24 protein-coding genes are annotated in these 25,034 nt (G+C 68.4%); 15 read left to right on the forward strand and 9 right to left on the reverse strand.

Features of this window, described 5'->3' with window-relative positions; genetic code table 11:
* Positions 1 to 288 precede the first annotated feature (288 nt).
* The 3 genes from AZE13_RS29500 (at position 289) to AZE13_RS29510 (ending at position 3,690) form a co-directional block, all read left to right on the forward strand.
* Positions 289 to 1,623 (forward strand): hemolysin family protein, encoded by a 1,335-nt coding sequence (locus AZE13_RS29500; RefSeq protein ID WP_066938663.1) that lies wholly within the window; start codon positions 289 to 291, stop codon positions 1,621 to 1,623.
* On the forward strand, positions 1,620 to 2,642 hold the full coding sequence (locus AZE13_RS29505; protein WP_066938666.1) for a hemolysin family protein: 1,023 nt from the start codon (positions 1,620 to 1,622) through the stop codon (positions 2,640 to 2,642). Before AZE13_RS29500 ends, AZE13_RS29505 begins: the two co-directional genes overlap by 4 nt.
* Positions 2,643 to 2,805: 163 nt before the next feature.
* Positions 2,806 to 3,690 carry an ion transporter gene (locus AZE13_RS29510; protein WP_079124503.1) on the forward strand — a complete coding sequence of 295 codons (885 nt, stop codon included), beginning with the start codon at positions 2,806 to 2,808 and terminating at the stop codon, positions 3,688 to 3,690.
* Here AZE13_RS29510 and AZE13_RS29515 read toward each other — a convergent pair.
* Positions 3,650 to 3,916, reverse strand: coding sequence for a GlsB/YeaQ/YmgE family stress response membrane protein (locus AZE13_RS29515; protein WP_066938669.1), 267 nt, complete (start codon positions 3,914 to 3,916; stop codon positions 3,650 to 3,652). The genes AZE13_RS29510 and AZE13_RS29515 overlap by 41 nt on opposite strands.
* Before the next feature lie 440 nt (positions 3,917 to 4,356).
* Between AZE13_RS29515 and AZE13_RS29520 the strand changes: the two genes are divergently transcribed.
* Positions 4,357 to 6,312 carry a CASTOR/POLLUX-related putative ion channel gene (locus tag AZE13_RS29520; protein ID WP_258528071.1) on the forward strand — a complete coding sequence of 652 codons (1,956 nt, stop codon included), beginning with the start codon at positions 4,357 to 4,359 and terminating at the stop codon, positions 6,310 to 6,312.
* 20 nt (positions 6,313 to 6,332) lie between these two features.
* Here the strand turns inward: AZE13_RS29520 and AZE13_RS29525 are convergent, their stop codons facing one another.
* Entirely contained in the window at positions 6,333 to 7,505 is a 1,173-nt protein-coding gene (locus tag AZE13_RS29525; protein WP_398780257.1) for an acyltransferase family protein, read from the reverse strand.
* Positions 7,506 to 7,828: 323 nt separating this feature from the next.
* On the opposite strand from AZE13_RS29525, the gene AZE13_RS29530 reads away from it, so the two are divergent.
* From AZE13_RS29530 to AZE13_RS29555, 6 genes are all read left to right on the forward strand, one after another.
* Positions 7,829 to 8,188, forward strand: coding sequence for an ArsR/SmtB family transcription factor (locus AZE13_RS29530; protein ID WP_066938754.1), 360 nt, complete (start codon positions 7,829 to 7,831; stop codon positions 8,186 to 8,188).
* A complete protein-coding gene (mgtA, locus tag AZE13_RS29535) occupies positions 8,181 to 10,853 on the forward strand; it encodes a magnesium-translocating P-type ATPase (RefSeq protein ID WP_398780259.1) in 2,673 nt (890 codons plus the stop codon). Before AZE13_RS29530 ends, mgtA begins: the two co-directional genes overlap by 8 nt.
* A gap of 231 nt (positions 10,854 to 11,084) precedes the next feature.
* Positions 11,085 to 11,756, forward strand: coding sequence for a lytic transglycosylase domain-containing protein (locus AZE13_RS29540; RefSeq protein ID WP_066938672.1), 672 nt, complete (start codon positions 11,085 to 11,087; stop codon positions 11,754 to 11,756).
* A 147-nt stretch (positions 11,757 to 11,903) separates the two neighbouring features.
* On the forward strand, positions 11,904 to 13,022 hold the full coding sequence (locus AZE13_RS39125; protein WP_066938675.1) for a TerD family protein: 1,119 nt from the start codon (positions 11,904 to 11,906) through the stop codon (positions 13,020 to 13,022).
* A 247-nt stretch (positions 13,023 to 13,269) separates the two neighbouring features.
* Positions 13,270 to 13,953, forward strand: coding sequence for an HNH endonuclease family protein (locus tag AZE13_RS29550; protein ID WP_066938764.1), 684 nt, complete (start codon positions 13,270 to 13,272; stop codon positions 13,951 to 13,953).
* On the forward strand, positions 13,950 to 14,237 hold the full coding sequence (locus AZE13_RS29555) for a hypothetical protein (protein WP_066938678.1): 288 nt from the start codon (positions 13,950 to 13,952) through the stop codon (positions 14,235 to 14,237). The genes AZE13_RS29550 and AZE13_RS29555 overlap by 4 nt, the downstream gene beginning before the upstream one ends.
* A 107-nt stretch (positions 14,238 to 14,344) precedes the next feature.
* On the opposite strand, the gene AZE13_RS29560 is transcribed toward AZE13_RS29555, so the two are convergent.
* Positions 14,345 to 15,220, reverse strand: coding sequence for a neutral zinc metallopeptidase (locus AZE13_RS29560; protein ID WP_066938680.1), 876 nt, complete (start codon positions 15,218 to 15,220; stop codon positions 14,345 to 14,347).
* A gap of 199 nt (positions 15,221 to 15,419) precedes the next feature.
* Positions 15,420 to 15,617: an antitoxin gene (locus AZE13_RS29565; RefSeq protein ID WP_066938683.1), complete on the reverse strand. Its 198-nt coding sequence runs from the start codon at positions 15,615 to 15,617 to the stop codon at positions 15,420 to 15,422.
* A 514-nt stretch (positions 15,618 to 16,131) separates the two neighbouring features.
* Here AZE13_RS29565 and AZE13_RS29575 point away from each other — a divergent pair.
* Positions 16,132 to 17,019, forward strand: coding sequence for a universal stress protein (locus AZE13_RS29575; protein WP_066938688.1), 888 nt, complete (start codon positions 16,132 to 16,134; stop codon positions 17,017 to 17,019).
* A gap of 65 nt (positions 17,020 to 17,084) precedes the next feature.
* On the opposite strand, the gene AZE13_RS29580 is transcribed toward AZE13_RS29575, so the two are convergent.
* Together AZE13_RS29580 and AZE13_RS29585 are read right to left on the reverse strand one after the other, a co-directional pair.
* Entirely contained in the window at positions 17,085 to 18,620 is a 1,536-nt protein-coding gene (locus AZE13_RS29580) for an LCP family protein (RefSeq protein WP_066938691.1), read from the reverse strand.
* 69 nt (positions 18,621 to 18,689) lie between these two features.
* Positions 18,690 to 18,920 carry a hypothetical protein gene (locus AZE13_RS29585; protein ID WP_066938693.1) on the reverse strand — a complete coding sequence of 77 codons (231 nt, stop codon included), beginning with the start codon at positions 18,918 to 18,920 and terminating at the stop codon, positions 18,690 to 18,692.
* 229 nt (positions 18,921 to 19,149) lie between these two features.
* Here AZE13_RS29585 and AZE13_RS29590 point away from each other — a divergent pair, with 229 nt between their 5' ends.
* The 3 genes from AZE13_RS29590 (at position 19,150) to AZE13_RS29600 (ending at position 21,891) form a co-directional block, all read left to right on the forward strand.
* Positions 19,150 to 19,725: a TerD family protein gene (locus AZE13_RS29590; protein WP_066938696.1), complete on the forward strand. Its 576-nt coding sequence runs from the start codon at positions 19,150 to 19,152 to the stop codon at positions 19,723 to 19,725.
* Positions 19,726 to 19,992: 267 nt separating this feature from the next.
* Positions 19,993 to 20,835 carry an undecaprenyl-diphosphate phosphatase gene (locus tag AZE13_RS29595; protein ID WP_066938699.1) on the forward strand — a complete coding sequence of 281 codons (843 nt, stop codon included), beginning with the start codon at positions 19,993 to 19,995 and terminating at the stop codon, positions 20,833 to 20,835.
* A gap of 339 nt (positions 20,836 to 21,174) precedes the next feature.
* On the forward strand, positions 21,175 to 21,891 hold the full coding sequence (locus AZE13_RS29600) for a hypothetical protein (RefSeq protein WP_066938701.1): 717 nt from the start codon (positions 21,175 to 21,177) through the stop codon (positions 21,889 to 21,891).
* A 15-nt stretch (positions 21,892 to 21,906) separates the two neighbouring features.
* On the opposite strand, the gene AZE13_RS29605 is transcribed toward AZE13_RS29600, so the two are convergent.
* A complete protein-coding gene (locus AZE13_RS29605) occupies positions 21,907 to 22,245 on the reverse strand; it encodes a hypothetical protein (protein WP_147264760.1) in 339 nt (112 codons plus the stop codon).
* A gap of 236 nt (positions 22,246 to 22,481) precedes the next feature.
* Positions 22,482 to 23,930: an LCP family protein gene (locus AZE13_RS29610; RefSeq protein WP_398780261.1), complete on the reverse strand. Its 1,449-nt coding sequence runs from the start codon at positions 23,928 to 23,930 to the stop codon at positions 22,482 to 22,484.
* Positions 23,931 to 24,217: 287 nt separating this feature from the next.
* Here AZE13_RS29610 and tatA point away from each other — a divergent pair, with 287 nt between their 5' ends.
* Positions 24,218 to 24,547, forward strand: a complete 330-nt coding sequence (gene tatA, locus AZE13_RS29615; RefSeq protein WP_066938770.1) for a Sec-independent protein translocase subunit TatA — start codon at positions 24,218 to 24,220, stop codon at positions 24,545 to 24,547.
* Between the two features lie 167 nt (positions 24,548 to 24,714).
* Here tatA and AZE13_RS29620 read toward each other — a convergent pair whose 3' ends face one another.
* On the reverse strand, positions 24,715 to 24,963 hold the full coding sequence (locus AZE13_RS29620; protein ID WP_066938707.1) for a twin-arginine translocase TatA/TatE family subunit: 249 nt from the start codon (positions 24,961 to 24,963) through the stop codon (positions 24,715 to 24,717).
* Positions 24,964 to 25,034 lie beyond the last annotated feature (71 nt).

Consider the following 25,034-nt stretch of genomic DNA (forward strand, 5'->3'; position numbering starts at 1 on the left):
GAAGCATAGGGCTGAGGCGCTTCGTGCCGGTGGCATCCCGGCTGCTTGCCGGGGAACGTCCGAAAAGCGCCCGGACGGGTACCAGAAACCACCCCCAACCCGAGGGCGCTTTACCGCCCCTTTACCGTGGATCGGGCACTGTGTAGCCTCGCCATACTTAGCCGCCTCTGGATCTGCCCGATCCGATGAGCCATGAAGGAGCAGCAGACCCGCAATGGGTGAACCTCCCAGTCCCGGCCGTGCCACATCCTGCCCGTCACACATAGGTGAGGGAACGAGGGTGGCACGGTGACCGAAGTCCTGCTGCTGTTCCTGGCCCTGGCGCTCACCCTGGCATGCGCGGTGTTCGTCGCGGCCGAGTTCTCCCTGACCACTATCGAGCGCGGTGAGCTGGAGCGTGCCGCCGCAGCCGGCGAGCGCGGCGCCGCGAGCGCGCTGAAGGCCGCCAAGCGGCTGACCTTCCAGCTCTCCGGCGCCCAGCTGGGCATCACGGTGACCTCGCTGGTGATCGGCATGCTCGCCGAACCGTCCCTCGCCGCCCTGCTGCGCGGCCCGCTGCAGGCCGTCGGCCTGCCCGCAGGGGCGGTCTCCACACTCGCCACGTTCCTGGGCGTCGGCCTGTCGACCGTGGTGCTGATGGTGGTCGGCGAGCTGGTGCCGAAGAACTGGGCGATCTCCAGCCCGCTGGCCGTCGCCAAGGTCGTGGCCGGGCCGCAGCGCGGCTTCACCGCCGCCTTCGCGCCGCTGATCCGGCATCTGAACAACACCGCGAACCGTGCCGTACGCCGCGTCGGCCTGGAACCGCAGGAAGAGCTCGCCTCCGCCCGCACCCCCGAGGAGCTGGTGGCGCTCGTCCAGCACTCCGCACGCGAAGGAGCGATCGAGGCGGACTCGGCCGAACTGTTCGTCCGCACCCTGCACCTGAGCGAGCTGACCGCCGAGAACGTCATGACCCCGCGCGTGGACGTCCAGGCCCTGGAAGCCCACGCCACCGCCGCCGACGCCGCGAACCTGACCCTGGCGACGGGCCTGTCCCGCTTCCCGGTCTACCGCGACAGCCTGGACGAGGTGATCGGCACCATCCACATCCGGGACGTCCTGGCACTGGAAGAGGACAAGCGGGCGATGACTCCGGTCACCGACCTGATCACCCCGCCCCTGCTGGTGCCCCACTCGCTGCCCGTGGACACGCTGCTCGGGCGGCTGCGCAAGGCCCGCACCATGGCCGTGATCATCGACGAGTACGGCGGCACCGCTGGAGTCGCCACTGTCGAGGACATCGTCGAGGAGGTCGTCGGCGAGGTCCGCGACGAACACGACCCTCACGAGCAGCCCGGCCTGATGCCCGTCGAGCCGTCCCCGGACGGCCAACCAGTATGGGAGGCGGACGGCAGTGTCCGCCTGGACGAGCTGAAGGAGATCGGCTTCGAGGCACCACAGGGCCCGTACGAGACCCTGGCCGGCTTGGTCGCGACCCGCCTGGAGCGCATCCCGGCCCTGACCGACCGGATCCATGTGGGCGGATGGCAGCTGGCCGTCCTCCACATCGAGCACCACCGGGCCGACCGGGTCCGCCTCACCGCCCCGGCCGCCGCCCAGCCCACCACGGAGGCCGCCCGATGACCACGATCCAGCTGTTGATCGGCGCGCTCACCCTGGTCACCAACGCGTTCTTCGTCGGCGGCGAGTTCGCCCTGATCTCGGTGCGCCGCAGCCAGATCGAACCCGCCGCGCGGAAGGGCAATCGGCGGGCGAAGGCCACCTTGTGGGGGCTTGAGCATCTCTCGGCGATGCTGGCCACCGCCCAGCTCGGCATCACCGTCTCCTCGCTGGTGCTGGGCGCGGTTGCCGAACCGGCCATCGCGCACCTGCTGGAACCGCCCTTCCAGTCTGTCGGCATGCCCGGGGCGTTGATTCACCCGATCGCGTTCGTCATCGCGTTGACCCTGGCGACGTATCTGCACATGCTGATCGGCGAGATGGTCCCGAAGAACGTCGCGCTCGCCGCTCCGGCGCGGACCGCGCTGCTGCTCGGCCCGCCGCTGGTCGCCCTCACCCGCGCCCTCAAGCCGGTGGTGTTCGGGATCAACGCGTTCGCCAACGCCCTGCTGCGGATGATGAAGGTCGAACCGAAGGACGAGGTCGCCTCCGTCTTCACCGACGAAGAACTCACCCGGCTGGTCAAGGACTCCAGCGCCGCCGGCCTGCTCGACCCCGAGGACGTCGAACGCCTCCAAGACGCCCTGGAACTGGGCACCCGCCCCGTCGGCGAGGTGATGGTGCCGCTGAGCAAGACCGTTACCGTCGGCCACGACATCACTCCGCAGCAGCTGGAGCGCGCCGCTGCGGCCTCCGGCTTCTCCCGGCTGCCCGTCACCGGCCCCGGCGACGAGGTACTGGGCTACCTTCACATCAAGGACGCCCTGGGCATGGCCGAGCGCACCCAGCCGTTCCCGCGCACCGCGCTGCACACGGTCATCCAGGTCGCCCTCGACACCCCGCTGGACGACACCATGACCGCCATGCGTGCCGCCGGCACTCACCTGGCCGCCGTCACCGGCGACAAGGGCACCGTCATCGGCTTCGTCACCATGGAAGACGTCCTGGAGGAACTGGTCGGCGCGGCTTCGGATCGACAGTGACCATCCACCGCGGCGGGCCGGTGGGCTGTACGGCCCACCGGCCCGCCGCGGCCTACGCGATGAACCGACAGATCCCGGCCTGTGAGACGACGGGCCTCAAGATCCTCTAAGATTCACACCTGTTGGAGCCATGGAACAGGTCTGCGAGGGAACGAATCACCCCATGTCCGAACGGACTGCCGCGCGGTTAAGGCGCGGTCTCGCCGGCCGCAGCCGTCGCATCGTGGACTCCGCCGCGTTCACCACGACGGTCTTCTGCCTCATCGCCGCGAATGCCGCGCTGATGGGCGTCGAGACCTACTCCGGCGTCGTGGATGAATGGCGCAACGTGCTGGGAACCGCGGAACTCCTCTTTCTCGTCGCCTTCACCGTCGAGATACTGCTGCGAGTCGCCGCCCACACCGACCGGCCCAAGGATTTCTTCCGCGATCCGTGGAACGTTTTCGACCTGCTCGTCATCACCTTGGCATTTCTGCCGTTCGCCCGCGAGAACGCCACTGTGCTGCGGCTGCTCCGGCTGGCCAGGGTGCTGCGTGCGGCGCGTTTCCTTCCTCAGCTACAGATCGTGATCGTCGCCGTCGGCAAGAGCCTGCCCGGAACGTTGAGCTTCCTGCTGGTTGGCGCGTTGTTGCTGTACGTATACGCCATGGTGGGCTGGGTGTTCTTCGCCGACGACGACCCCGAGCACTACGGGTCCCTGGGCCGCGCCGTCGTCACCCTCTTCCTTCTCATCACCCTCGACGGTCTCGGCGACGCGGTCCGTGCGGGCCTGGAAGTTTCCCGCTGGACCATCCTCTACTTCGCCTCCTTCGTTCTGCTCGGCTCCTTCGTCCTGGTCAACCTCCTCATTGGCGTCGTTATCAACTCCCTTGAAGAAGCCTGTGAACTCGAAGCACCCGCCCACCAGCCACCGCGGCAACCCAGCACGTCTGACTCCGGACGCCTGCACCAGCGCATCGCTGCAGCCCGGCCCAGAACAACGAGTCACCTGATCGAAGAGACATGCCCTAGTACCGCGAGTTACCGGACAGCATGCGGTAGCAGCTGAGCAGGATGAGCGAGCCGCTGATCGCTGCTCCCCAGGTGGCCAGGTCGAAGAACTCCTTCGTCACCGGCCGGTCGAAGAGGCGGACGGAGATCCAGCCGCCGACAAAGGCGCCGGCGACGCCGATGAACGTGCTGCCGATGAGGCCGCCCGAATCACGGCCGGGCAGCAGGATCTTGGCGATGACCCCGGCAAGCAGGCCCAGGATGATCCAGCTGACGATACCCATGCGCGTATCCTTCCCGCGGTGCGTTCGGTCGGCGATGGTCGGTCTCTTGCGTGGTTGCGCAATGCTACAGACATGCCGGAGGCGCCGTAACGGTATCCATGGTTGCGGAACTCCTCGTTGACCAGGACAGGGATGCCATGTCAGCCCCTTGGCCTAACAGATGCGCCACGAGCAGGCTCGGCCCAGCCTCGCAGTCACGTTGCGAAGCGAGGCAGACCCTAGGGATCCCAGATGACGCCACCGAGGACAAGACCTCGTTCGACGTCTCGTTGGCGACAGCGTGGCGGCGAACAGGGTGACAACGGGACGTCGTCCGGCTCGCGGCCTGCTGTGCGAATCCGGCACCTGCCGCGCGGCCAGGGTGGAATGATCTCGTCGGCGGTCGAAGTGACGGTGCTGAGGATGAGAGGCACCGTCGGCGGAGGGGGAGGTCTTCGGTAGTGCGCGCGAGGCTGCGGGACCGGTTGCGGTACTGGTTCGACGGGACGATGGACCGGGGAACGCCAGCGTTGATCGGCTGGCTGGGGCTGGCCTCAGTCGCCTTGATAGTCGTGGTGACGTGCCTGGTGGTCGCGTTCACCGATGAGGACACCGAGGCAAACGGCGGCTGGCTGGGCGTGGCCTGGATGAGCCTGCTGCGCACGCTGGATCCCGGCACGATGGGCGGGGACACGGGCGGAGCTGTGTTCCTCGGCCTCATGCTGACGGTAACCATCGGCGGAATCTTCATCGTCAGCGCGCTCATCGGTGTGCTGACCACCGGACTGGAAGCCCGGATCCAGGAGCTGCGACGGGGCAAGTCCCGGCTGATCGAGCGCGGGCACACCGTCGTGCTGGGCTGGTCGGAGCAAGTCTTCACAGTGATCGCGGAGTTGGTCGAGGCCAACCAGAGCGAACGACGCTCGTGCGTGGTGATTCTCGCCGATCGCGACAAGGTCGAGATGGAGGACGAGATCCGCCGACGGATCCCGGAGACCGGCCGCACACGGGTGGTCTGCCGGTCCGGCAGCCCCCTTCAACGGGCGGATCTGGAACTGGTGAGCCTGGACGCGGCCAAATCCATCATGGTGCTGCCACCTGTCGGGGACGACGGGGACACCGACGTCATCAAGATTCTGCTGCTCCTGAACAGCCGGCCGTGGCGGGGCGCACGCCCCAACATCGTCGCGGCCGTGGAGAATTCCCCCAATCTGGCTGCGGCCCGTCTCGCCGCAGGCGAGGACGCGCTGGTGATCGACGCAGACGACATCGCCGTGCGCCTCATCGTGCAGTCACACCGGCAGTCGGGACTGTCCACCGTCTTCGACGAACTCCTCAGCTTCGTCGGCAACGAGTTATACCCCTACGCCGCAACCGCACTGGCCGGTACGACGTACGGGGAGGCCCTCCACCGCTTCGACCTCGGGATCCCGGTCGGTCTGCGCAAGAAGGACGGGGAGTTCGTGGTCAACCCGCCGATGGACACGGTCATCGCCTCCGATGACGAGGTGCTCGTCCTGGCCGAGGACGACCTGCTCATCCGGCTATCGAACACCCGGCCTGCGGTCACTCATTCGGCGATCACCTCCGCCCCCGGCCTATCACCGGCTCCCGACCGCACGCTCGTGATCGGCTGGAACTCCCGCGGACCGAAGATCATCACATTGCTGGACTGCCTGGTCGAGCCCGGATCGCTGATCGATATCGCAGCCCTCAGACGCCCCGAGGAAGACCTCCAGGAGCACCTGGAGAACCTCACGGTGGGCTACAAGCCCTGCGAACCGACGCTCAGGCCGTCACTGGAGTCCCTGGACCTGGCCCGCTACGGCCACATCATCGTCCTGACCGACGACGACATCGACTCCGGACGCGCCGATGACCGCACGCTCGTGACGCTGCTGCACCTGCGCGATTCCGCGATCCGGTCCGGTAGCCCGTATTCGATCGTCACCGAGATGAACAGTGACGCCAACCGCGAGATCGCCCAGGTCACCCGGGCGGACGACTTCATTGTCAGCACCAAGATCATCAGCCTTCTGCTGACCCAGCTCGTCGAGGACCGGCGCCTCTACGCCGCCTTCACCGATCTCTTCGACCCGGCGGGATCGGAGATCTACCTCAAGCCGTCCTCCAATTACCTCTCCCCGGGGACGCCGGCGAATTTCGCGACGGTCATCGAAGCGGCCCGGCAACGGGGAGAGACGGCCATCGGCTACCGCATTGCACGGCACAGCGATGAACCTCCGACGTACGGCGTCTTCCTCAACCCCTCGAAGACCGCGCCGCTGTCCCTGGGCGAGAACGACTCCATCGTGGTACTCGCGGAGGACGGCCGGGTGACCGCGAACGTACCCGGCCCCAGGGGAAAGGAGTACGGCGAGGCCAGTCCGGAGGCAGGCGCCTCCTCGCAGTCTTAGCGGCGAAGTCACGCAACCGCTCAGTTGGGGATCCAACCCCTCCGCGCCGGGTCCCTGGTGAACGCCCAAGTCATCCTGGGTTCCATCGCCCACCGGAACGCCCGCTGGGCGGGTGGTGTGCACAGCAGGGTGACGACGGCGCCGGCGAACAGCGTGAGCAGCACCATGCCCCAGGGGGTGTGCACCCACGGGTGGTCGTACCAGTGCCCGAAGCGGGAGCCCTTGGCGAGGAAGCCGTGCAGCAAGTAGCCGTAGAGGGTGCCCGCGCCCAGCGCCGTGCACCACATCGTCCGGCCCGGAATCCAGGCGAAGAAGCAGGCCACCAGCACCAGCGAGCAGCCGAACATGGCCAGCGTCATCACCGCGCCGCTCCACCCCGGGGCGCCGAGTTCCTGCGCGGCGTCACGGTGGTAGAACCATGCGGCGTTCATCCGCGGCGCTGCCCAGTACGCAAAGACCAGCGCGCCCACGAAGACCGGTATGGCGGCGATCCGCGCCCGCTTGTTGCGTACGAGCTTGAAGTGCCGGGGCTTGAGGCACAGCCCGAGTACGAAGAACGGCAGGAACTGTAGTACCCGCTGCAGATCCAGGTCGTCGCCGATGTCGGGTGAGACAGATGCCAGGACGGCGATGGCCAGTGCGAGCGGCAGTGGCCATCGGAGGATCTTCCACAGCGGGGTGGTCAGGCGCCAGATGAACAGCGCCAGCAGAAACCAGGTGAGGTACCAGGGGTCCATGAGGCTGATGGGGTGATGAGGATCGTCATCCGCCCACCTCTTGAAGAGGGTGTAGGCGACCTCGAAGAGGACGTACGGGACCGCGACGCCGGTGATCAGCCGCTGCAGCCGGTCCTTGCGCATATCGAAACTGCGCGAGAAATAGCCGGAGATGATGATGAACGCTGGCATATGAAAGGCGTACACGACGATGTAGAGCGCGGCCGCCGCCCGGCTGCCGTCGCGCAGCGGCTCCCACGCGTGCCCCATCGCCACCAGCATGATGGCCAGGTACTTCGCGTTGTCGAAGAACGCGTCGCGGACCTTAGCCATGGACACGGGCTTGGACGCTGCGTCCGCCTGCCCGGCGCGTGCTCCCGTGGCCCCGGAGGGGCGGCCGGCCTGGTCGTCCGGCTCTCGCCTTTGCGGCGGCAGCGGGGCCCGTTGACCAACGGCCTTCCGCAACATTTCGGTCACAGGGTCACCTCGCTGGAACCTTGAGGGAGACGTGTGCATCTAATGGATTTAATGGATGGACGGGCGATTGGTGGCTTCGAGGCACCCTAGTGGCGCTTCCCCTGGCGGTCGAACCCGGCCACCCCGAAGACCGGGCGGATAATCCGTATCCGACCGGACCTTCAGGACTCTTCCATCGATGCCACGCCGCCTTTGTGGCTGGGGCGTTCGCGCGTATATACGCGCATGTACTGGAAACGGGCAGAGGGTGCGTAGCGTGGCGCCTAGACTGAGCGGTCGGGGACGAGGACGGCGTCCCACGGGGACGGAGAGTGGCGATGGTGATGGGCAGAGGAGTCGAGGGCGGCATGGTGGATCCGTCCGCCGAGGTGCTGACCGAGGCGGCCGCCACGTTCGGGTTGCTCGCTTCCCCGCCACGGCTGCACATCGTATGGGCACTGACCCAGGGCGAGAGCGATGTGAGCGGCCTCGCCGAGCGCGTGGGCGGGGCGCTGCCGGCGGTGAGTCAGCACTTGTCGAAACTGCGGCTGGCCGGTCTGGTGCGGTCGCGCCGGGAAGGGCGGCGGGTGGTGTACCTCGTCGACGATCCCGATGTGGTGGCGGTGGTGCGGCTTCTGGTCGTCCAGGTGGCCGCCCGCTCCAGGCACGCGTCGTCGGCACCTGTCCGAGACATCGGTGCCTGAGAGCGCCACGGCACCCACAGCCGGCCGTACGCCCCTGGGCACCGGGGACGTGCTGGCGGGCCGGGGCCTGCTCCACAGCGACGCGGGGGGAGGCCCGCTCACGACACTGCAGGTCATGCGGCTGCTGGGCAGCGGCCCGCGTGGGCTGACGGAGGGGCAGGCCGAGGAGCGCCTCGTCCGGTACGGCGAGAACACACCTCCTGCGTGGCAGCCGGTGTCCTGGCCGCGGCGCTTCGTGGGTAGTCTGCGTGATCCGTTCACCAGTGTCCTGCTCTGTCTTGGGCTCGTTTCGGCGGCCGTCGCTTCGTGGGGCACCGCCTGCGTGATCATGGTGCTCGTCGTGGTCAGCTGCGTCCTGCGGTCAGGCGGCGAGCATCAGGCCAGCCGGTCGATGGCAGCCCTGCGCGAACTGGTCGCCACTACCGCGTCCGTACAGCGGCGGACGGATGACGCCGCCTCGCCCGTCGTCCGGGAGGTCCCGGTCGATCAGCTCGCCCCCGGAGACGTGGTCCGGCTCGGGCCGGGGGATCTGGTGCCGGCCGATGTGCGGTTGCTGCGCGCGAGCGGGCTGACCGTCCACCAGGCGGCGCTGACCGGCGAGTCCGTCCCGGTGCCGAAGTACGCCCTCGACGTGCCGCCCGACAACGATGAAGCGACGTCGGAGCCACCGCACCTGTGCTTTCAGGGCAGCAGTGTGGCCTCCGGGAGCGGTACGGCCCTGGTCATCGCCACCGGTGCGGACACCCGGTTCGCGGCCTCGTACGGCGGTCCGGCGCGGCGGCGGGCGGAGACCGCTTTCGACCGCTCGGTCCACGGCATCGCCTGGACCCTGATCCGCTTCATGCTGCTGACCCCGCCGCTGGTGCTGATGGCGAATGCCGCCCTGCGCGGGCGTGGACTGGAGACGCTGCCGTTCGCGGTCGCCGTGGCGGTCGGCCTCACCCCGGAGATGCTTCCCGTCATCGTGACCACGGCACTGGCCCGCGGCGCGTCCGCGCTCGCCCGCACCAGCGGCGTGATCGTCAAACGGCTGCCCGCCCTGCACGACCTCGGGGCCATCGATGTCCTGTGCCTGGACAAGACCGGCACCCTCACCCAGGACCGGCCGGTGGTGGAACGGTCCGTAGACGCCCGGGGCAACGACGATCCGGACGTGCTGCGCTGGGCGGCGGTCAACAGCTTCTGGACCCTGGAACTCGCCGAACTGCCCGCCCCCGACACCCTCGATGAAGCCATTCTCGACACGGCCGGGGAGCATGGCATGGACCCTGTCGAGTACGACGGGATCGCGGCCCTGCCCTTCGACCCGTCCCACCGGCTGGCCACGGCCGTCGTCCGCCGACCAGGACAGCACGGCCGGCACACGCTCGTGGTCAAGGGTGCCGTGGAGGACGTCCTCGACCGGTGCGGGCGCGTGGCCGCCGACGGCTCGGCGGCCGAACTCGACGAGGCGGAACGCGGGCGGCTGCTCGACCTCGCCGCGAAGGAGGCAGCCGACGGTCTGCGCCTGCTCGCCGTCGCCCTGGCCGAACGCCCCGCCCGCCTGGGCTCGTACGGCGACAAGGACGTGCGCGGGCTCACCTTCCTGGGCTTCATCGCCCTCCGCGACGCCCTCACGCCGACCGCCGCCGATGCGCTGGACGGCCTCGCCCGGCGCGGCGTGGCGGTGAAGGTCCTCACCGGCGACCACCCCGGCACCGCCGCCCGCGCCTGCCGGGACCTCGGCCTGGAACCGGGTGAGGTGCTCACCGCCGGTCAACTGGGTGCGCTCAGCGGGCCGGCGCTCGCCGAGGCGGTCGGCCGGGCCACGGTCGTGGCCCGCTGCACGGCCCAGGACAAGGCACGTATCGTCACGGCCCTGCGCGAGAGCGGGCACGTGACCGGGTTCCTCGGCGACGGCGTCAACGACCTGCCCGCCCTGCACGCCGCCGACGTCGGTATCTGCCCCCGCGGGGCAGTGGCCGTGGCGCGTGAGGGCGCCGATGTCGTCCTGGCCGAGAAGGACCTGGCCGCCCTGGACCGCGCGATCGCCGCCGGCCGCCACAGCAGCGGCAATATCGCCGCCTACCTGCGCATCACGCTCTCCTCCAACCTCGGCAATGTCATCGCCATGCTCGCCGCGGGTCTGCTGCTGCCGTTCCTGCCCATGCTGCCCGCCCAGGTCCTGGTGCAGAACCTGTGCTTCGACGCGGCCCAGCTCGCCTTCGCCTTCGACCGGCCCCGACCCGCCGCGGCACGCAAGCCGTCCGTGCTGCGGCCACGTGACTTCCTCCGCTACATCACCGCGTTCGGCCTGCTCAACGCCGTCGCCGACCTCGCCACCTTCGCCGTCCTCGCCGTCGCCGTACACACCACGGCGGGGGCCGGCGACCCGGCGGTGTTCCACGCCGGGTGGTTCACCGAAAACCTCCTGACCCAGGCGATGGTGATGCTGCTCCTGCGCACCGGCCGCCGCGCCGCCGAAGACCGGGCCATCGGCCCGGTCCACCTCGCCGTCACCGCCCTCGCCGCCATCGGCGTCCTGCTACCCCTGTGCCCACTGGGCCCCACACTGGGCATGACGGCCCCACCCCCCTTGTACTACGCGCTGCTCTCGGCAGTCCTCACCCTGTACGGGCTCGCGCTCACCGCCGCCAGGAAGCGCTATGCGGGCGGACCGAACTGATCTTGCGTCAGTCGGCACCGGAAGCCTGAACTTCACAGCCGTAAAGGCCCGCCACGGGGCTCATGGCGGCGATCGGCTCGAAGAGGCCATTCCGAAGGGCATGCCAACCTCTCCTGCTCGAATCCCGACCCACCGTCAGCCCTGCCCCATCCTTTGCTGATTGCGCAATCATGAGAATCTAGGTGAAAGTGTCGGAGCGGCGACGCCGGTCTGAGAGCGAGCGAGTGGCATATGGCTGATTCCCGGGCACGCTGGCGATGGTTGGCGGTGCCGGTCTTCGCCCTGGCCATCTGGGTCATCGTCCGTGCGGCCGACCCTCCACGTCACCCCGACACGGTGCCCCGCACGCCGGCGCCCACCGCAGCGCCCTCCCCCTCGTCCGGTACCGGCAGCCGCGCCACGCCAGGCCCTTCCCGGTCCTACGACCCGGCCGACTACGCCCCACAGGTCCGTAAGCACGCTGCCGGGTCAGGCATCACGCCGCGGCTGCTGATGGTGATCCTCTACAACGAGGCGTACAAGCCCCATGACCCCGATCTGGAACGGGCCTGGCAGCGCTACAAACCCGATGCCGCCTTCGGTATCGCCAACATGCACCGAGCCGCCTTCGACGAGACCCGTCAGGGTCGCGATTTCGCCAACCGGAGGTGGGAGGAGCTGCCCGACGACCGGGACCTGGCCATCGAGGCGGCCGCCTGGTACCTGCACGACCTGGGCCGTCAATTGCCCGCGCACTGGCCTGCCACGTACTCCCGGCAGGAGCTGCTGGCGCTGGGGTACAACGCCGGGGCGGGCAACATGCTGGCCTTCGCACGCGGCGCGACACCCGGAACCCAGGCACGGTCCTATCTGGACCGTCTGCACGCCAACTGGCGCAGCGCCGGAAGAGCCCTCGCCCCGTGACCCCGGCACGGCACCCCCGGTCATGCCGACCGCCGCCCGGCTCCACCGGCGGCCCGTTTCAGGTATTGCGCAATCTGGAACTATCCAGTTCCCCGTGGCGTTGAAGCCCAAGGACGCTGAACGCCAGGACCTTTGTGGAGGAAGCAGATGAGTGTGGCCCTGACCAAGGGCGGCAATGTGTCGCTCACCAAACAGGCCCCCGGCCTGACCGCTGTGCGGGTGGGGCTGGGCTGGCAGATAGGAGCCACGGGCGGGGCCGGCTACGACCTGGATGCCAGTGCGCTGCTGTGCGGCGAGACAGGGAAGGTCCTCTCCGACGACCACTTCGTCTTCTTCAACAACCTGGCCAGCCCCGATGGTTCGGTCCGGCACTCGGGCAACGCCCCGGCCGGCGGCAGCGGCGGTGACGACGAGCAGATCCGGGTCGATCTCACCAGGGTCCCGGCCGAGGTGGCGAAGATCGTCTTCCCGGTCTCCCTCTACGAGGCCGAGCGGCGCGGCCAGAATTTCGGTCAGGTCCGCAGCGCCCACATCCGCGTGGTCGACGAGGCCAACGGCACCGAGATCGCCCGTTACGACCTGCGAGGCGACGCCGCCACGGAGACCGCCATGGTCTTCGGCGAGCTCTACCGCCATGGCGCGGACTGGAAGTTCCGCGCCATCGGCCAGGGCTACGCATCCGGCCTGGCGGGCATCGCCCAGGACTTCGGCGTCGACGTCCTGCGGTCCAGTCCGGCTCCGGCGGTACAAGCCCCTTCGGTGCCGGCGCCGGCCCCCACGCCGTCGGCTCCGCCTGCTCCTTCCGTATCGGGCAGCACCACCGGCTGGGAGACGTCCGCCCAGGGCGCGCCCATCGCCACATCACAGCAACCGACAGGGAGTTCATCCATGACCTGCTTCTTCGACCCCAGCCATGGCCCCGGCATGACGCCCGTGACGTGGTCCCCGCAATGGGGCGTACCGCGCCAGATCCAGGCGTGCGGCGGCTGCGCCCAGCGGGTGCAGACCACCCCGCCGCCGTACTACACCGCACCCCAGGCGGGGTACCCGCAGCCCGTGCAACAGGGGTACCAGCAGGGGTACCCGCAGCCGGCGCAGCAGGGCTACCCGCAGGAGCAGCACCACGGGCAGCAGGGCGGCCGCCGCTTCGGCACCGGCGCGCTGATCGGCGCCGGCGCGGCCGGCCTGGTCGGCGGTGCACTGATCAATGAGGCGCTTGACGATGACGAGCCGGAGATGGTCGTCAACAACTTCTACGAGGAGTGACCGCCCTGGCGCCCGGCCGTGCTCTCACCGCCGGCCGGGCGCCGCTGGCTCGGGCGTCATCTCACCGAGCGCTTACCCTTTCGTCGACGACGAGGTCTGACGGGTGCGCATGGCCTCCGATAACGTTTGTGCAGCCGTGCCTGGCGGAGCGTCAGTGGTGCGGTCCGGGCCCGACAGACGGGAGAGAGCAGGGAGTATGAGGCATCAGCGGCCTTGGTGGGGGCGGTACTTGGCAGGCGCCATGGTGATGGCGGTGGCTGGCTGTGCGCCTGTTGAGGACGGCAAGCGTGCCGGCGCGCATGATGACAAGCCATCGGTGCCGAGTGCTGGCGCCTCGCCGTCACAGTCCGAGGGCGGCAAGGGCGCTGCTGACGGGACGTTGCCGGGTGTACCGGGCCTGGCGGAAGCGCGTACGGAGCTGTCCGGACTCAAAGTGGCCCCGCACGGGCCGATGACCGGCTACCGTCGTTCGTCCTTTCCCCATTGGGCGGAGCAGGGCGAGAACTGCAACACGCGGGAGCTGGTGCTCAAGCGGGGCGGTACTCGTGTGCGGCAGGACAAGGAGTGCCGGGCCGTTTCCGGTTCGTGGGTCAGTGCGTACGACGGCAAGAAGCTCAGCGTCGCGTCCGAGGCCGACATCGACCACATCGTGCCGCTGGCCAACGCGTGGCGCTCGGGTGCGAGGACCTGGGACTCGGACAAGCGCAAGGCGTTCGCCAACGACCTGACGCACCCGCAGCTGCTTGCCGTCTCGGCCGCATCCAACCGGTCCAAGGGTGATCAGGGCCCTGAAGAGTGGCAGCCGCCGTCGAAGACGTACTGGTGCACCTACGGCAAGGCGTGGATCTCGATCAAGGCCACCTACCACCTGTCAGTTACCCAGGCGGAGAAGGGGAAACTGACCGAGATGCTGGACACCTGCGCCCTATGACCGGCCACGACCTCCCGCCTCTGCCCCATCAGCTGCAGGACGACGTGACCGCCGGGCCCGGCGGCGCGATGACCGATGAAGTCGGCATCCTCACCGGCGACCTCACCATCGCCACCCGTGCCCTGCCCGGCGGCCACGCCAGCATCACGGTTCAGTACACCGGCGCCGAGGAGTGGTACACCCTGACCGGCAGCCCCGCCCCACTGCCACGCGACGGACTGGCCGCTCTGCACGCCGACGTGCTACAACGCGTCCGGCAAGGGGGCGGAGCCGTGGCCCACTGAATTGGACACAATCCAGCATCACAGTGAGCCGCCCACGGCCACACCCGGTACCCCTTACGGACTCATGCGCCCGGCAGAGGCACATGCAGGAGGGCCCCTTCATCACATCAGATGCCGCCGGAGAAGGTGTCGCACCGAGCAGGGGAACCCGTGGCGTACCCGGTAGTGAACCAGGTCATCCGCTGCTGCGAGCTGCCGTGGGTCCAGCCTTCCGGGTCGACGCGGCCTTGGGTGCGTTCCTGGATACGGTCGTCGCCGACCGCTGCCGCGGCGTCGAGGGCTTCGCGGATGTCGTTGTCGGTGAACGGCTTGTCGTAGAAGCCGGTGTCGAGGGCGTTCTTGGCCCAAACCCCGGCGTAGCAGTCGGCCTGCAGTTCCAGCCGCACCGATGCGCTGTCGGCGCCTTCGCGGTCCCGGCCGACGCGGCTCATGTTGCCCAGCAGGTTCTGCACGTGGTGGCCGTACTCGTGGGCGATCACGTACGCCTGGGCGAACGGTCCGCCTTTGGCTCCGAACCGCCGTTCCAGCTCGTCGAAGAACCCCAGGTCGAAGTAGGCGCGGCGGTCGGCCGGGCAGTAGAACGGGCCTACGGCCGAGCCGGCCTGTCCGCAGCCAGTGCTCACCTGGCCGGAGAACAGCACGGTCCGGGCTGTGCTGTAGGGGTGCTTGCCGCGCTCAGCGAAGACGCCTTGCCAGTAGTGCTGGATGCTGTTGACCACGCCCACCACGCGGCACTTCTCCGACTGGTTGGCGTCGCTGCCCTTGCGGCACTGCTCGTTCAGGGCCGTGCCCTGCCGCGGCGGGGCAGGGCGTGCGTCGTCGCCGCTGAACAGGCTGGCCGGGTTGACACCGAGAAGCAGCGCACCGATCACGGCGACGATGCCGATGATGCCGCCACCGAGCATCAGTCCGCCTCCCGGAAAACCGCTACCGCGGTCTTCCACCTGGGAGGCATCGAGATCCACATCTTCGCGGAAGTCCATCGGGCCATCGTCTCCTGGATCGGTGCTGGCCTCATTGTGCCGCCGCTGTGGGAGAGGCGTGTGCTCAGCGCTGTGCACCGCGCGTCACGGACGGCGAGCACATCGCCGCCCGCACGCGAGGTGCCCGTGACCGCCGGGGCAGGGGTGACGGGCGACGAGAGCGGTGAGGAGTTGCGGGCGGCCGTACCGAAGGAGAAGGTCAGTCGCTCTTGTCGCCCATACGCTCGATCAGCTCCTGGGCCTTGTCCACGCCAGAGTCGATCTTGTCGCTGTACTTGCCGTCGGTCTTGTCATCGATGAAATCGCCGGCCTTCTTCAGTCCCCCGGAGATCGTCTCGCCATGGGTCCCGGCGATCTCTTCAGCCTTCTCCTTGAGGTTCTTCAGAGCCTCGAACATCTCGGACGGTTCTCCTTCGGCAATCCCGCCTGGGTACTCCAGGCGCACAGACCTGCCCATGGTATGCCGAGCGAACTGATCAACAGTCACGGTCACCGAACTCGGTCTGCAGCCAGTGCCAACCGCTGGCAGGTGCGCGGGGACCGTGATGGCCTACTCGACTAGGCCGACTGTCACGACGGGGAGTGCCCGCTTCAGCGGCGCCTGCGTCGCCCGCCGCTGGATGAGCCGCTTCCCCCTCCGTCCGGGCACCGTCTGCAGGAGCGTGCATCGTCGCTCTGGGCGTATGCACAGTCTTGCCGATCAGGCCGGCGGCGCCTGCCCAGACGACGAACGTCGGCGTGGCCGCAGTCATGTTGATCGTCGGTGCCAGTGTCCTGCGATCGGCGGCGGCGATCTGCGCGTCGGGCAAGGCGGAGCGGGGTTGGTGGTGGGAGGCTGAGCGGATGATGACCAAGGGGCTCCACAGGTTCCTGCGGTGGCATCCCATGCGCCCGGTGATCGGGGGCCTGTAGTGAGCGCGTCGGTTGTGGTGGGTGTGGACGGTTCACCATCGAGTCTGGACGCGGTCGACGCAGCGGCCCGTGAGGCACGGCTGCGCGGGTGTGGGCTGAAGGTGGTGCACGCGTTCATCTGGCCCGGCATGCATGTGCCCGCCGGGCCGTCGCCGCTGGGGCCGGCCGAGGGCGGGGTGCGCGCCATGGTCGAACACCTGGTGGGCGAGGCAGTGCAGCGTGCGCGTGCTGCGGCACCCGGTGTGGAGGTTGCCGACGCTGTCGTCATGGGCGAGCCGCTGAGCGTGCTGGAGGTCCAATCGCGCAAAGCGGCTCTGGTCGTGGTCGGCAGTCGTGGTCTGAGCGGCTTCCGCGGGCTGCTGCTGGGGTCGACAGCTGTGCATCTGGCCGCGCACGCCCGCTGCCCGGTCATGGTGGTGCGAGAACGGCCAGATGTGGCCGACCGGATCGTGCTGGGGGTCGACGGTTCACCGGCCGGTGATGCGGCGGTCGAGTACGCCTTCGCGGAAGCCTCCCTCCGCGGCACCGGCATCATTGCCCTGCATGCAGGGGCTCGCCGGAGCGTGCAGGCACCTCCGCCGCAGGATGCGGCGATACCCTCCGCGTACGAGCCGGAGATGTTGATGGACAGTGAGGAGCATCTGCTGGCAGAGGCGGTGGCAGGCCGCAGGGAGAGGTACCCAAACGTATTGGTCGAACAGAAAGTGGTACGGGCCGGTGCCCGCGAGGCGCTCATCGAGGCGAGCCGGGACGCCGAACTCCTTGTCGTCGGTGCTCGGGGCCACGGCGGGTTCGTGGGCTTGCTGCTGGGCTCGGTCAGCCAGGCCCTCCTGCATCACGCCCACTGCCCGGTCGCGGTCGTCCGGGCCCCGTCTGCGCCCCAGTAAGCCACCGACATCACGCTCACCACGGACTACTTTCTCCGGGGCACGCCGCGGTGTTTGGCGCGCGGTCATCCGTACGAAAGGTTGGAGCAGAGACCGTCATCGGCGGAGCGGGCATCGTGGGCTGTGGCGGACGGCATCGTGGTAGCGCCGGTGGTGGACTCATCCGCGTAGGACCGGCCCAGGATCACGTTGATGCCCGGTGTGGGCGCCGCCTTGAGTGCGGCGCCGGGGATGAGCCGGGCGACGGTCTGCGCCTGGGACTGCTGGCCGGGACCGTACTCGATCAATGTGGCGATGTGGTCCTGGCCGTCTGCGTTCCCGGTGCTGGTGACCGTGAAGTGGTGGTCTGCGAAGACCTTGGCCGTGCGGGCAGCCAAGCCGACGGCGGTGGTGCCGTTGTGCACAGCGACGCGGATGCCTTCGCCGGACACCCCATCGTCGGCAGTCGGCGACGCGAAAGCTGCGGTCGGCTTCCCGCCTGTCCTGCCACTGGCATCCTTGCCGTCTGTCATGCGGTCGGCCTTCAGGGCCGAGAACAGGGCGTGTGCGTCGGGCTCGACGACTGCGACGCGGTTGCCGTCGTAGCGCCAGGGGACGGTGATGAACTCGGTGTGGTGCAGGTCGATGTCCTTCATGGACATCGCGAACGTCAGGAGCTTGTCGGCCGAGGCGAGGCCCGGGTCGACGGTCATGGACTTCGTCACAGCGTCCGCGAGCGGCAGCAGGCCGGCGGGGGTGAAGCCCTGGCTCCTCACCTTCTTGATCAGGCTGGCGGCGAATGCTTGCTGGCGTTTGATGCGGCCTAGATCGGAGCCGTCGCCGATGCCGTGCCGGAGGCGGACGTAGTCCAACGCTCGCTGGCCGGAGACGGTCTGTTCCCCCTTGGCGAACAGGAGTGTGCCGCGGGTGGTGCGGTGCGGGTCGAGGTCCTTTTGATAGATGTCCCTGGGCAGACACACCGGTACGCCGCCGACGGCCTCGGTCAGGTTTGCGAAGCCCTTGAAGTCGGCGACGATGGTGTGGTCGACACGCAGACCAGTGAGCTTCTCGACGGTGTTCTGGGTGCAGGCGGGGTTCCCCTTGAGGGTCTGCCCCACGGAGAACGCCGCGTTGAACATCGCGCCGGTCTGCGTCCTGGTCCACGAGCCGTCAGGCAGCTTGCAGGGCGGGATGTCAACGAGCGTGTCACGGGGGATGGACAGCGCGACGGCATGCCTGTGGTTTGCAGAGATGTGTACCAGGAACGCGGTGTCGGAGCGGCCGATGTCGTTCTCGTCGCCGCCGCCGAACCCGCTGTTGCCGCCGGTCCGCCCGTCCGAGCCGATAACCAGGACGTTCTGTCCCTTCGATGAAGCCGCAGGGCGGCTGTCGGAGATCCCGTCCGCGCCGAAAGCGGCGATGGCGCCGTGCAGCTTCAGGTAGATCCAGCCGCCGGCCGAGGTGACGAGAACCAGTATGGACACCGCGCTGACCAGAGCGAACCGAGTACGGCTGCGTCTGCGACGCCTGTGCGCGGGCGCACCACGGGCTCCGCCACGCCGTGGGGAGGGAACGACGGTGTCCTTGTGGTGCGCCGGTGCCGTGTTGTATCTGCCGGTCACCTGTGCACCCTCATTCGGCCGGTTCGTCCAGCGGGTGGACAACACGCCTCACTGAGCCCGCTTCAACCGTCATGGGATGGCCCCGTCGAAGCCGTACCGCAGCGGCTCACCCTCCGCCCGGGAGCCGAGGCGGTAGGTGTACAGCGCCGGCGCCCGTACCCCGCCGGGACGGGCATCCAGCACACACGGATAGGTCACCTGGATGGCTGATGGCCGGTCGGCAGCCTGTATGCGCAGCCCGTCCGCCGGGCCTCCGCCGAGGACTGCCGTCGTCCAGTTCGTCACCCCGTCAGTACTCATGAGAACAGTTTAAGAGTTGCGCAACTCCACATTTGCGGCGACGTGCCACACCACACCTGATCCCCGTTCTTACGGGGCTATGGCGTGCGTCTGTTTCGCCGACCGTTCCGCGTCTGCCGTCAGTGCCGCGATGCACAGTTAATTTAGGCTTTGCGCAATTCATGGATCGCTGCGGTAGCGTCGGCTGGACCGTGACACAGGACACCATCAGAGCAGTGGAGGAAACCTCGTGGGAGTAACCCTGTCCAAGGGCGGCAATGTCTCGCTCACCAAGGAGGCCCCGGGCCTTGCCGCCGTGACCATTGGCCTCGGCTGGGACGTGCGCACCACCACCGGCGTGGACTACGACCTGGACGCCAGCGCGCTGCTGTGCACCGAGGCGGGGAAGGTCGTCTCCGATCAGCACTTCGTCTTCTACAACAACCTCACCAGCCCTGACGGCTCGGTCCAGCACGCCGGTGACAACCTCACCGGGGAGGGTGAAGGCGACGACGAGTCGATCAACGTCAACCTCAGCACCGTTCCAGCGCAGGTCGCAAAGATCGTTTTCCCGGTCTCCATCCATGATGCCCAGGCGCGCGGCCAGGTCTTCGGCCAGGTGCGCAATGCGTTCATCCGCGTCGTCAATCAGTCGGACGGGGCTGAACTGGCCCGCTATGACCTGAGCGAGGACGCCTCGACCGAAACCGCGATGGTGTTCGGCGAGCTCTACCGGCACGACGCGGAGTGGAAGTTCCGTGCGGTGGGCCAGGGCTACGCGTCCGGCCTGGCGGGCGTCGCCGCCGACTACGGCGTCAACGTCTGACGCCACGACAGGCCCGATAGAGGGAACCTTCCTACGCCACAATGCGGCCGTCGGAACGCCTGCGCGGTCCGGCTCCGCCGTGAGGCCAACCGCTGTGCACCATCGCGTCCACTTCGGCGCTTCTCGACGGTCCTCACGCAGTGAAGCTGCGGCTGTAGCATGCCCACCTGTCCGTGAGGCCGGCCTTCCCCTGGGGCGGTCTCACGGATGTCCGGCTGTGCCCGGCCCAGCCCCCTTCCCCGTCAACGCCTCTGGAGCGCATCCGCCGTGTCCTGGTTCGAGGCCGCCGTGCTTGGCTTGTTGCAGGGGCTCACCGAGTTTCTGCCCGTCTCCTCCAGCGCCCACCTGCGGGTGTTCTCCGCTCTGGCTGGCTGGGGAGATCCTGGGGCGGCGTTCACCGCCGTCACTCAGCTCGGCACCGAGACGGCGGTGCTGATCTACTTCCGACGCGACATCGCCGCCATCATCGGCGCGTGGACCGTCTCACTGTTCCGTCCGGAGCGGCGCAAGGACCCCCACGTACGGATGGGCTGGTTCGTCATCGTCGGCACCCTGCCCATCGGCATTCTCGGCGCGGCCTTCCAGGACACCATCGAAACGTCCCTGCGCGACCTGCGGATCACCGCCACCGTGCTGATCGTCTTCGGCCTGATCCTGGCGCTCGCCGACCGCTCCCGGGCGGTGCGCTACGCCAAACCCATCACCGAGCTGACCTTCCCCCACGCCCTCGGCTACGGCTTCGCCCAGGCCCTCGCCCTCATCCCCGGAGTCTCCCGGTCCGGTGGCACCATCAGCGCCGGCCTCGCGCTCGGCTACAGCCGCGAGGCCGCTGCCCGGTACTCGTTCCTGCTGGCGATCCCCGCGGTGCTGGCTTCCGGCGCCCTGGAACTGTTCAAGATCGGCGAAGGTCCCGCCCCGGCCTGGGGGCCTACCCTGCTGGCCACCGTCGTCGCCTTCGTGATCGGCTACGCGGCCATCGCCTGGTTCCTCAAGTACGTCTCCCGCAACAGCTTTCTGCCATTCGTGGTCTACCGCGTCATCCTGGGCGTGGTGATCGCGGCACTGGTGACCGCGGGCCTGCTCACTACCTCAGCCGGCGCAATGCCGTAGGCCGGCAGCTCCATCCGCAGCCTGCTTCCGGTTGTACGGGTCCGGCTCCACGCCTGGTCCGTATCCCTCCATACCGTGTTGAGTGTCCAGGTGAATCACTTTAAGAATTGCGCAAGCGGGCACCACGTAAATAGCCCCTCCAGGTCGGCATGCGGGCCGTTGCGATGCAGGTGTGGACCTTCGCGTTCCGCGGCAGGTGCCAGAAGCGTGCCGTGCAGGCATCGCCGCGGCGCTGAAGTGCCAGCTGCCGCGTTCGGTGGCGGACCCCTTGGGGCGGATCGGAATGACTATGGGCGAGGGAAAGGGCGTTGGTAGACCTTGAAGGACATAGGGGAGCGCATGAAGGTCTCCGATCGTTGCGAGGCGGATGACGAGCGTGACTATGAGCGGGTGGTGGATCGCGCACTGAACTCCCCGCAGATCCGCCAGGCGATGCGGTCCGCTGCGGGCACGGTCAACGCAGAACGGTTGCGTGCCCAGGCGCTCGCGGCGCGTGCCGAGATCAGTGCCGCAGCGGAAAGGGAGTACCGTCACTACGCTCGTTTGCGTGCCGTCCGTGATCGGACCACCGATGCTCACCAGGGCCCGGTGGGAGACGGCAGGAGAGGATCCGGACACGGGCTGCTGGGCGCGCTGGGATTCCTTGTCCCCGCGCTGGCCTTCATCGCCGCTCTCCTCTTCCTCCTGTTCGGCTACGGCCTCCGTGTCGTCAGCCCCCGCTCCCACACAGCGGAAGGATTGGTGACGGCCGGCTGGGTCGCCGTGGGTCTCGCGGCGCTCGCCGCACTTCTCGGCTTTGCCGGCATGGTGGTGACCGCGGTACGCAACCGCGCCGTGGCCTACGCCGACCGTGCCAGCGACGCCGACCCAGCCCTGGTGGCGGGGCGAGACGCCTGGCACACGGCGTTGCTGGAGCGTGGCGTACTCCCATTTCTCCAGGCTCGACTTCGAGACTTGGGCGTCACGGGGGTGACGGGAGCCGATGAAGCCGCGGAGCCAGGCTTCTGCTCGCCCGGCTTCGGCAGCCCGGGCTTCACCGGTCCGGACAACCGGTGAAGCCCTCCACGCGGCTCAGGCAGCGCTGCGGCGCCTGAACGCCTTCCGCACGAAGTGGACGATCAACCAGATCACCAGCACGATGATGAGGAGGAAGACCACCAAGAGCACGATCAAAAAGATGCCGAGCTTCTTGAAGAAGCCGACCTTCTTCTTCGGCTGCTTCTCGGCCAGGACAACCGCGTGGACATCCGCTGTCTGCGGCACCACCGCGGCGGCCGGAACCGCGCCGGCGATACCCGGACGGTTCTCCACAGCGACGTTGGTGACGGCCGACGACCGCTCAATGACCGTCGGCCCGGAGCCGGTCTGAGCCAATGCGGGCGATGCCAACAGCATCGTCGCGCCCAGCACAGCGGTCAGTACCGCAGCCCACCAGCCCCGCCTCCGAACCGGCTGCCGCATACGGAATGTCACCCCCCTCGCGCCCAGCAGACCTCGCTCACCATCAGGCCGTCCAGCGTTCACCATGCCTCCTTGCTCTTCGATTCATCTGTGTGTTCGCGCTGTTTCACCAGCGTCTGACGCGCCTCATAGTGCCTGTCACCTTGCCTTGGTGTTGCCGGAAAGAGGCGGCTGCCCGTACCCCGTCATCCGTACGACAGGTCGGAACAGGGGTTGTCGTCGGCGGAGCGGGCCTTGTCGGCCGCATCCGCAGGGACGTCGGGCGGCACGTCAGAAGAGGCGGAGGCAGCGGGCCCGGGATCGTCCGCGTAGGACTGGCCGAGGGTAATGCTGATGCCGACGGCGGTGGACTGCTGGAGCTGCGCGCCTGGGAAGAGACGGGCGACGGTACGCGCCTGGCCCTCCTGGCCCGGTCCGTGGGCAATCACCGTGGTGGCGTGGTCCTGGGTGGAGGCGGTGGCGGTCCCGGTGACGGTGAAACCTGCGGTCTTCAGGTCGCCGGCCGCGCGAGCAGCCAGCCCGGTGACCGTGGTGCCGTTGTAGACAGCGACGCTGATACCGGCACCGGATACCGAATCTCCGGGACTCGCAGACGTGTTCGCGCCGCGCTTGCCGTCGTCGCCCTTATTTCCGTGCTGGGGCTTTCCGCTGGCGTCCTTCCCGTCGACGGTGCGGTCCGCCCGCAGCGCCGCCCACAGGGCGTCGGCCTGCGAGTGCACGATCGCGACCCGGGCGCCCTGATAGCGCCACGGCACAGTGACGAACTTGGTGTTGTGCAGGTCGATGTCCTTCAGCGACATCGCGAAGGAAATCAGCTTGTCCGCCGTCCCCAGACCCGGATCGACCGTCATCGACTCGACGGCGGCGTTCGCCAGCGGCAGCAGCGTCGACGGATTGACTCCCTCCGACTTGACCTTCTTGATCAGGCTGGAGACGAACGCTTGCTGGCGCTTGATCCGGCCTATGTCGGAGCCGTCACCAATGCCGTGGCGGAGACGGACGTAGTCCAGAGCCTTCTGGCCCGAGACCGTCTGCCGCCCCTTGGGGAAGATGACGTTCCCCTTCGACCCCCGGTTGGGGTTGAGATCGCCCTGATAGACCTCCTTGGGCAGGCAGACGGGTACGCCGCCGACCGCCGCGGTCACCTTCGAAAAGCCCTCAAAGTCGACGACCACGGTGTGGTCCACCCGCAGCCCGGTCAGCTTCTCCACCGTGTTCTGGGTACAGGCGGGGTTGCCCTTGGCCGTCTCCCCCACCGTGAACGCGGAGTTGAACATGACGTTGGTCCGAGGCTGCGTCCAGCTCCCGTTGGGCAGCTTGCACGGCGGTATGTCGACAAGGGTGTCGCGGGGGAAGGACACCGCGACCGCGTGCTTGCCGTCGCCATAGATATGCAGCAGGAACGCCGTGTCCGAGCGCCCGATGTCGCCTTCCCCGCCGCCCAGCGCACTGTTGCCGCCCGAGCGCGAGTCCGAGCCGATGACCAGCACATTGCTGCCGGCACCCGTGGCCGGACGGTCCGCACTCAACCCATCCGCACCGAAAATGGAGATGTTGCCGTTGAGCTGGAGGTAGGCCCATCCAGCGCCTGCGACCAGCAGCACCAGCACAGAGGCCGTGATCGCGGCCGCCACGCGCAACGTGCTGCCCTTACTGCCCTGGCCTCCCTTGCTGCCCTGGCTTCCCTTGCGCCGCCGCCGTACCGGGGCAGGCGCCTCAGCGTGGCGTCGGGCTCGCGCCTTGTGGCTGCCTGTCACGTGTGCACCCTCGTCCGTGCGTGCGGTTTCTTGCTGGGACAGACGGTTCAACCCGACCCAACGTTGTACGGTTGCGCAATGTAGCAAGTAAATCTGAGTCAGGGTCCGGCCCGGCTTACAGCTCCCCTGCGGATGAGATACGAACGAGAGAGGTGGGCAGCCCGATGCTGCGCAACGGACTGGAGCCCTGGCACCTGTTGATCGTGGCCATCGTGGTGATCGTGCTGTTCGGTTCCAAGAAGCTGCCGGACACCGCACGCGCACTGGGCAAGTCGCTGCGGATCCTCAAGAGCGAGGCCAAAGCGATGAAGGATGACGGCACGCCACCCGCCACCTACCAGCCCGGAACGCAGACACGGCCCGAACCTGGCACGGTCCACGCCTTTCCCAGCAGCCCGGCCGCCGGCCGCCCCGAGCCGGTCCACACGGAGAGCCCGCAAGAGGACCGCCCGGTCCCCTTCCGCACCGAGTCCGGCCCGTCCCCTTCCAGCTGAAGGGCGCGGATGAGCCAAGGTCTGGTCCTGTCGAACCCGTACCGCAGCGGCTCTCGCTTCACCTGCTACACCGCGGCGGTGGATGCGCGGCGCCGCCGCATACCGCCGCACCGTTTCCGCCCCAGAGGCGCCCTACGAAGGGGCAGCGGCTCCGGCGACAGCTGCGGTCAACGACGATCGTCGCTGCCCGGCGTGGCTTCCGTGCGGGCCGGGGGCACTGTGCCCGTGCCTCCAGGGGCAACCCGTGACGCAGGCGACTGCCCTTCTCCGTCGGACTTCATCGCCTTGGCTTCGCTCTTGAGTATGCGTGCCGCCTTGCCCGCCGACCGCGCCAGCTCCGGGAGCTTCTTGGCGCCCAGCAGAAGGACGACAACGATGAGGATGAGCGCGACTTCGCTGAACCCGAGCATGGACATCTCCCTACTTCCGGACTACTTCCGGGACATGGACGGTACGAACACACTGCGCCGGGCGTTACGGTCACCGC

Origin of the sequence: Streptomyces sp. NBRC 110611 (genome assembly GCF_001590865.1) — a bacterium.
GTDB lineage: Bacteria > Actinomycetota > Actinomycetes > Streptomycetales > Streptomycetaceae > Streptomyces.

Bases quoted from the DNA above. Each gene is read 5' to 3' on its own strand.
- AZE13_RS39125 (WP_066938675.1), top strand. From the start codon at position 11,904: ATGAGTGTGGCCCTGACCAAGGGCGGCAATGTGTCGCTCACCAAACAG.
- tatA (WP_066938770.1), top strand. From the start codon at position 24,218: ATGCTGCGCAACGGACTGGAGCCCTGGCACCTGTTGATCGTGGCCATC.
- AZE13_RS29540 (WP_066938672.1), top strand. From the start codon at position 11,085: ATGGCTGATTCCCGGGCACGCTGGCGATGGTTGGCGGTGCCGGTCTTC.
- AZE13_RS29510 (WP_079124503.1), top strand. From the start codon at position 2,806: ATGTCCGAACGGACTGCCGCGCGGTTAAGGCGCGGTCTCGCCGGCCGC.
- AZE13_RS29515 (WP_066938669.1), bottom strand. From the start codon at position 3,916: ATGGGTATCGTCAGCTGGATCATCCTGGGCCTGCTTGCCGGGGTCATC.
- AZE13_RS29560 (WP_066938680.1), bottom strand. From the start codon at position 15,220: ATGGACTTCCGCGAAGATGTGGATCTCGATGCCTCCCAGGTGGAAGAC.
- AZE13_RS29530 (WP_066938754.1), top strand. From the start codon at position 7,829: ATGGGCAGAGGAGTCGAGGGCGGCATGGTGGATCCGTCCGCCGAGGTG.
- AZE13_RS29565 (WP_066938683.1), bottom strand. From the start codon at position 15,617: ATGTTCGAGGCTCTGAAGAACCTCAAGGAGAAGGCTGAAGAGATCGCC.
- AZE13_RS29600 (WP_066938701.1), top strand. From the start codon at position 21,175: ATGAAGGTCTCCGATCGTTGCGAGGCGGATGACGAGCGTGACTATGAG.
- AZE13_RS29555 (WP_066938678.1), top strand. From the start codon at position 13,950: ATGACCGGCCACGACCTCCCGCCTCTGCCCCATCAGCTGCAGGACGAC.
- AZE13_RS29550 (WP_066938764.1), top strand. From the start codon at position 13,270: ATGGCGGTGGCTGGCTGTGCGCCTGTTGAGGACGGCAAGCGTGCCGGC.
- AZE13_RS29620 (WP_066938707.1), bottom strand. From the start codon at position 24,963: ATGTCCATGCTCGGGTTCAGCGAAGTCGCGCTCATCCTCATCGTTGTC.
- AZE13_RS29505 (WP_066938666.1), top strand. From the start codon at position 1,620: ATGACCACGATCCAGCTGTTGATCGGCGCGCTCACCCTGGTCACCAAC.
- AZE13_RS29585 (WP_066938693.1), bottom strand. From the start codon at position 18,920: ATGAGTACTGACGGGGTGACGAACTGGACGACGGCAGTCCTCGGCGGA.